The sequence below is a fragment of the Vibrio genomosp. F10 str. 9ZD137 genome (assembly GCF_049974785.1).
In the GTDB taxonomy this organism is placed as follows: Bacteria; Pseudomonadota; Gammaproteobacteria; order Enterobacterales; family Vibrionaceae; genus Vibrio.
The window spans coordinates 1-4166 of sequence record NZ_JBNGCJ010000047.1 but is presented as its reverse complement, the minus strand read 5'-3'; the positions used below and the strand labels follow the sequence as shown (position 1 = coordinate 4166).

The following is a 4166-nucleotide window of genomic DNA, read 5'->3' as shown; positions in this document are numbered from 1 at the left end:
GGCCATTATGGTCACGGTTATCGTGATCAACTTGGTTGGCGAAGGGATCAGACAAGCGCTTAATGCGGGGACTGAGTAATGCCGCTATTAGATATTCGCCATCTCACGATTGAAATAGACACACCTCAAGGCTTAGTCAAAGCGGTAGATCGCATGAGTCTAACCTTAAATGAAGGAGAGATTCGAGGTCTAGTTGGCGAGTCGGGATCAGGTAAAAGTCTTGTCGCTAAGGCTATTGTCGGGGTTTGTAAAGACAACTGGAAAGTGACTGCCGATCGAATGCGCTTCGGAAACATAGACCTTTTGCAACTCGCGCCCAGAGAAAGACGTAAAGTCATCGCCCGTGATATCGCTATGATTTTCCAAGAACCTTCCACCTGCCTCGACCCTTCTGAGAAAATCGGTAGGCAGTTGATTGAATCCATCCCATCTAGAACATTTACAGGGCGTTGGTGGGAACGATTAAAATGGCGTAAAAAACAGGCCGTTACACTGCTGCACAAAGTAGGCATAAAAGATCATAAGAGCTTAATGGAAAGCTACCCATATGAACTCACGGATGGAGAATGCCAAAAAGTGATGATCGCAATGGCTATCGCGACTAAACCTAAGATATTAATTGCCGATGAGCCGACCAATGATCTCGATCCAATAACACAATCACAAATTTTGCGTCTGTTAAGCCGAATGAATCAACTACACAATACGACCATTATGTTGGTTGGGCACGACTTAGCCACCATTACTCAATGGGCGACCCGCATCACAGTAATGTATTGTGGGCAATCGGTAGAATCCGCCAGTACCAAGAAGATTTTGTCTGCGCCAAAGCACCCTTATACTTCTGCATTGCTCAAAGCCGTTCCTGATTTCAGTGATTGGATTCCTCATAAACAGAAATTACAGTCTTTACCTGGCTCTATTCCACCTCTTCAACATTTACCTATTGGCTGCCGACTCGGGCCAAGATGTCCCTACGCTCAAAAACAATGCGTAATGATTCCCCCTACTCGGCGGATTAAGCAACATAAATTTGCTTGCCACTTTCCTCTTAACATGGAGAAAAAACAATGAGCGCATTGTTGGAGGTCAGCGGGCTGAAAAAAGACTTTGTTACCCGTTCTGGCTTTTTTCGAAAGAAAATTCATCACGCGGTTAAGCCCGTCAGTTTTTCATTAGATGCAGGACAAACCATCGGATTTATCGGGCAAAATGGCTCTGGAAAGTCAACCCTCGCTCGAATGCTCTCCGGCATGGTTGAACCTACAGAGGGTAACATTCGTGTTAATGGCGAACTGTTAGAGCACAAAGACTATTCGACACGTTGCAAGTTGATTCGAATGATTTTTCAAGATCCAAACACGTCTTTGAACCCCAGGATTCAAGTGGGCCGAATACTCGAAGGGCCGCTGAAGAGAAACACCAATATGACTCCTGACGCTCGAATGAAACGGGTCAAAGAAACGTTAAGAAGAGTTGGCCTTCTGCCTGAGCACGCCTATTTCTATCCACAAATGTTAGCAACAGGGCAAAAACAGCGCATTTGTTTGGCGAGAGCACTCATTCTTCAGCCTTCCATTATTGTTGCAGATGAAGCACTCAATGGCCTAGACATGGCAATGCGATCTCAGATCATTAACCTATTTTTGGAACTACAAGAAGAGATGGGCGTTTCTTTTGTGTACGTATCCCAACATATTGGAATAATGAAGCACATTACCGATAAAGTGATTGTAATGCATGAGGGCGATGTCGTTGAATCAGGAGAGACACACCAAGTACTATCTGACCCCCAACATCCTATCACTCAACGTATGATTGAAAGCCATTTTAATAAAGCACCCTTTTTTAAATAGCCTAACTTGGTTAAACAGTCTGAACTTGGGATCTATGAGTACGAAAAATTCAGTAAAAGTCATTCCGCCTGTTCTTACAGTGAATGACTTTCACTGAGGAGTAACTCGACAAAATTGACTAACGTTTTGCTGCTTGTTTTTTTAGTTCAAAGTCAAATTCGTCTGGAAAAACAATCACGCCTTCTTCCTTTTCGTTTGGAAATACAACGATGGAAAGCTCATCATCTTCAAGCCCCTGAGTCCATCGGCTATGCCATTTGTTTAATGAAATAGCTTCTGCTTTGCACTCTTTCCAATCATCCGTTGCCCAAGCCGTCGCAAACTCTTCGTTTGGCCAGACAGGGACACAATCATCGTCCTCTGTATTGAGCATCACACAGCCATGTTCATCGGTAAGAATCCAAACTTGCTTATTGGTGACGATTTCTTTTATACAATATTTGAAACGTTGATCATCGTTATAACGGTTAATCGTCGCGATTTGATCGGCGTTTAGTGCTGTCGTTGTCATGTTTTATTCCTCAGCTTTTTAAGCTTTCATAATAAAAGCGCCCACAGACTATGCCTGTGGGCGCTTCAATAATTCACATTTGATTATACTAATTCAGCTTGCAGCCAAGGCCAACCTTGCTTTTTACGGCTTAGCGTGTCTTCCATCATTAGTAAGCCATCTTTTTCATGCTTCACTAATTTTTCAGCCCACTCGCCTTTGTAAAGAAGACGAGTCTGAGCCGTTGTAATGTCAGTTAACATAACAGCAGCAAAGGCTAGATTGTCTTTCGCACAACGAGCTTCTAGATCCGCTTCTAGCTCTTCAATCATGCCGTCCACTTGCTCTAGAGTTGCAAGTTCAACTTGGCCTACAACCACATCACGCCCATTAAATGGGTAACCTTTTAGATCTTTCTCTACGAGTTCAGCAGCAGAAAGGCCTTCGATGTCTGTTTTTGCAATCAAAAGATCTTTGATGAATGCATCAACATCTTGTACGTCTGCGATTTTAGCCAGCTCTGCAACGGCATCTTTATCTTTTTGAGTACATGTTGGCGAAGCAAAGCCTACCGTGTCAGAAAGAATCGCCGACATCATCAGCTTAGCGATCTGTTGAGAAATCGTATGGCCTTCTATTTTGAACATGTTAAATAGAACAGTGTTAGTACAACCTACAGGCCAGATCCATGCTTCCATAGGGTTGACAGTCATTACATCACCAAGACGGTGATGGTCAACAATACCTAGGATTTCAGCATCAGCGACATCATCAGGGGCTTGTGCTAGATCAGAGTAGTCTACTAACCAGATTTTTTCGCCAGCAACAGATGTACGCAGTTCCGGAGATTTAGCATCAGCAACCTCTAGAATGTGCTGCGTTTCGCGGTTAATTTCGCCTTGGCGAATTGGCATCGCTTCAAGACCACGAGACTTTAATAGCTCAGTGGCTACTAATGCGCTACAAATACTGTCACTATCTGGGTTCTTATGACCGACAACTAGAATCATTTTTCTTCCTGTTCATTTAGTTTGTTCACCCTCTGCGGGGTGAGGTTGCTCACAAAGGTGTTACTTTACCTGAATTTTTTAATTTGTCATTCCTTTACATCTCAAAGCATAAACCAAGCGTGTCTCTGTCATTTTTTTTCGATCTATAACGTATCTTTTTAACCAGTATTTTCTATCCATATTCTCATCACCGACCACGGCTCATTTATCGCTGCTTTCCGTTGCTAAACCTAATTTTTCCAAATATACCATGCAGTTACTCTCGAATTTACAAGCAAGGGATAGGCTTTTAAAGTGGCACAACTTCTGTTGTACGTCTTACTGCTGATATTGACAAAAGAACCTCCCCCTAAAAAATCAAAATAAATGCGATTGATAATGGTTATCATTTGCATATAATAAAGGTATTGAATAATTACGGATTCTCTGTTGATGAATACATTCAGCCCTTTTAACCATCATTTATCTTGGCTTTCATCGACTCAGTTTCGTTTAACTTATAAACGACTGATTCTTCCCATTTGTCTCCTTGCTCTACTGGCATCCGATACCACAAGGCAAATCACCGTATCGACCTTATCCGATGCTTTTTGGGCGGTTTCATGTTATGTCGCATTTACATTGGCGATCTATCACTATCTTTCCAGTCGAATCCGCAAAAACAGTCCACTGGTTCAGCTCTATACACGCTCTCGTACTCATCAGGTCATTTTTGCTTCGCTTCTCGGGGCGTTACCCGGTTGCGGGGGCGCAATTGTAGTGACGACCCAGTTTATCAGTGGCCGCGTAGGATTCGGAGCAATGGTGGCT

At 43.1% G+C, this 4166-nt stretch carries 5 protein-coding genes and 1 pseudogene; 4 read left to right on the top strand and 2 right to left on the bottom strand.

Annotation, left to right across the window (positions count from 1 at the left end):
• The 3 genes and pseudogenes from ACP45E_RS00585 to ACP45E_RS00575 all read left to right on the top strand — a co-directional run.
• A pseudogene (locus tag ACP45E_RS00585) lies at positions 1-79 on the top strand (ABC transporter permease subunit); the annotation flags it as partial.
• The gene (locus tag ACP45E_RS00580; protein WP_017037929.1) at positions 79-1074 is read left to right on the top strand and encodes an oligopeptide/dipeptide ABC transporter ATP-binding protein; all 996 of its coding nucleotides are present in this window, start codon (positions 79-81) and stop codon (positions 1072-1074) included. The pseudogene ACP45E_RS00585 and the gene ACP45E_RS00580, both read left to right, overlap by 1 nt.
• Positions 1071-1856 (top strand): ATP-binding cassette domain-containing protein, encoded by a 786-nt coding sequence (locus tag ACP45E_RS00575; protein WP_017037928.1) that lies wholly within the window; start codon positions 1071-1073, stop codon positions 1854-1856. The genes ACP45E_RS00580 and ACP45E_RS00575 overlap by 4 nt, the downstream gene beginning before the upstream one ends.
• Before the next feature lie 118 nt (positions 1857-1974).
• On the opposite strand, the gene ACP45E_RS00570 is transcribed toward ACP45E_RS00575, so the two are convergent.
• Positions 1975-2367 carry a DUF2750 domain-containing protein gene (locus ACP45E_RS00570; RefSeq protein ID WP_017034927.1) on the bottom strand — a complete coding sequence of 131 codons (393 nt, stop codon included), beginning with the start codon at positions 2365-2367 and terminating at the stop codon, positions 1975-1977.
• Positions 2368-2450: 83 nt separating this feature from the next.
• Positions 2451-3356, bottom strand: a complete 906-nt coding sequence (locus ACP45E_RS00565) for a manganese-dependent inorganic pyrophosphatase (protein WP_017034926.1) — start codon at positions 3354-3356, stop codon at positions 2451-2453.
• Between the two features lie 432 nt (positions 3357-3788).
• On the opposite strand from ACP45E_RS00565, the gene ACP45E_RS00560 reads away from it, so the two are divergent.
• On the top strand, positions 3789-4166 hold a 378-nt coding region (locus tag ACP45E_RS00560; RefSeq protein WP_241824227.1), incomplete at its 3' end, for a putative manganese transporter.

Coding starts and splice junctions, on each gene's coding strand:
- ACP45E_RS00570 (WP_017034927.1), bottom strand. CDS start 2,367: ATGACAACGACAGCACTAAACGCCGATCAAATCGCGACGATTAACCGT.
- ACP45E_RS00575 (WP_017037928.1), top strand. CDS start 1,071: ATGAGCGCATTGTTGGAGGTCAGCGGGCTGAAAAAAGACTTTGTTACC.
- ACP45E_RS00580 (WP_017037929.1), top strand. CDS start 79: ATGCCGCTATTAGATATTCGCCATCTCACGATTGAAATAGACACACCT.
- ACP45E_RS00565 (WP_017034926.1), bottom strand. CDS start 3,356: ATGATTCTAGTTGTCGGTCATAAGAACCCAGATAGTGACAGTATTTGT.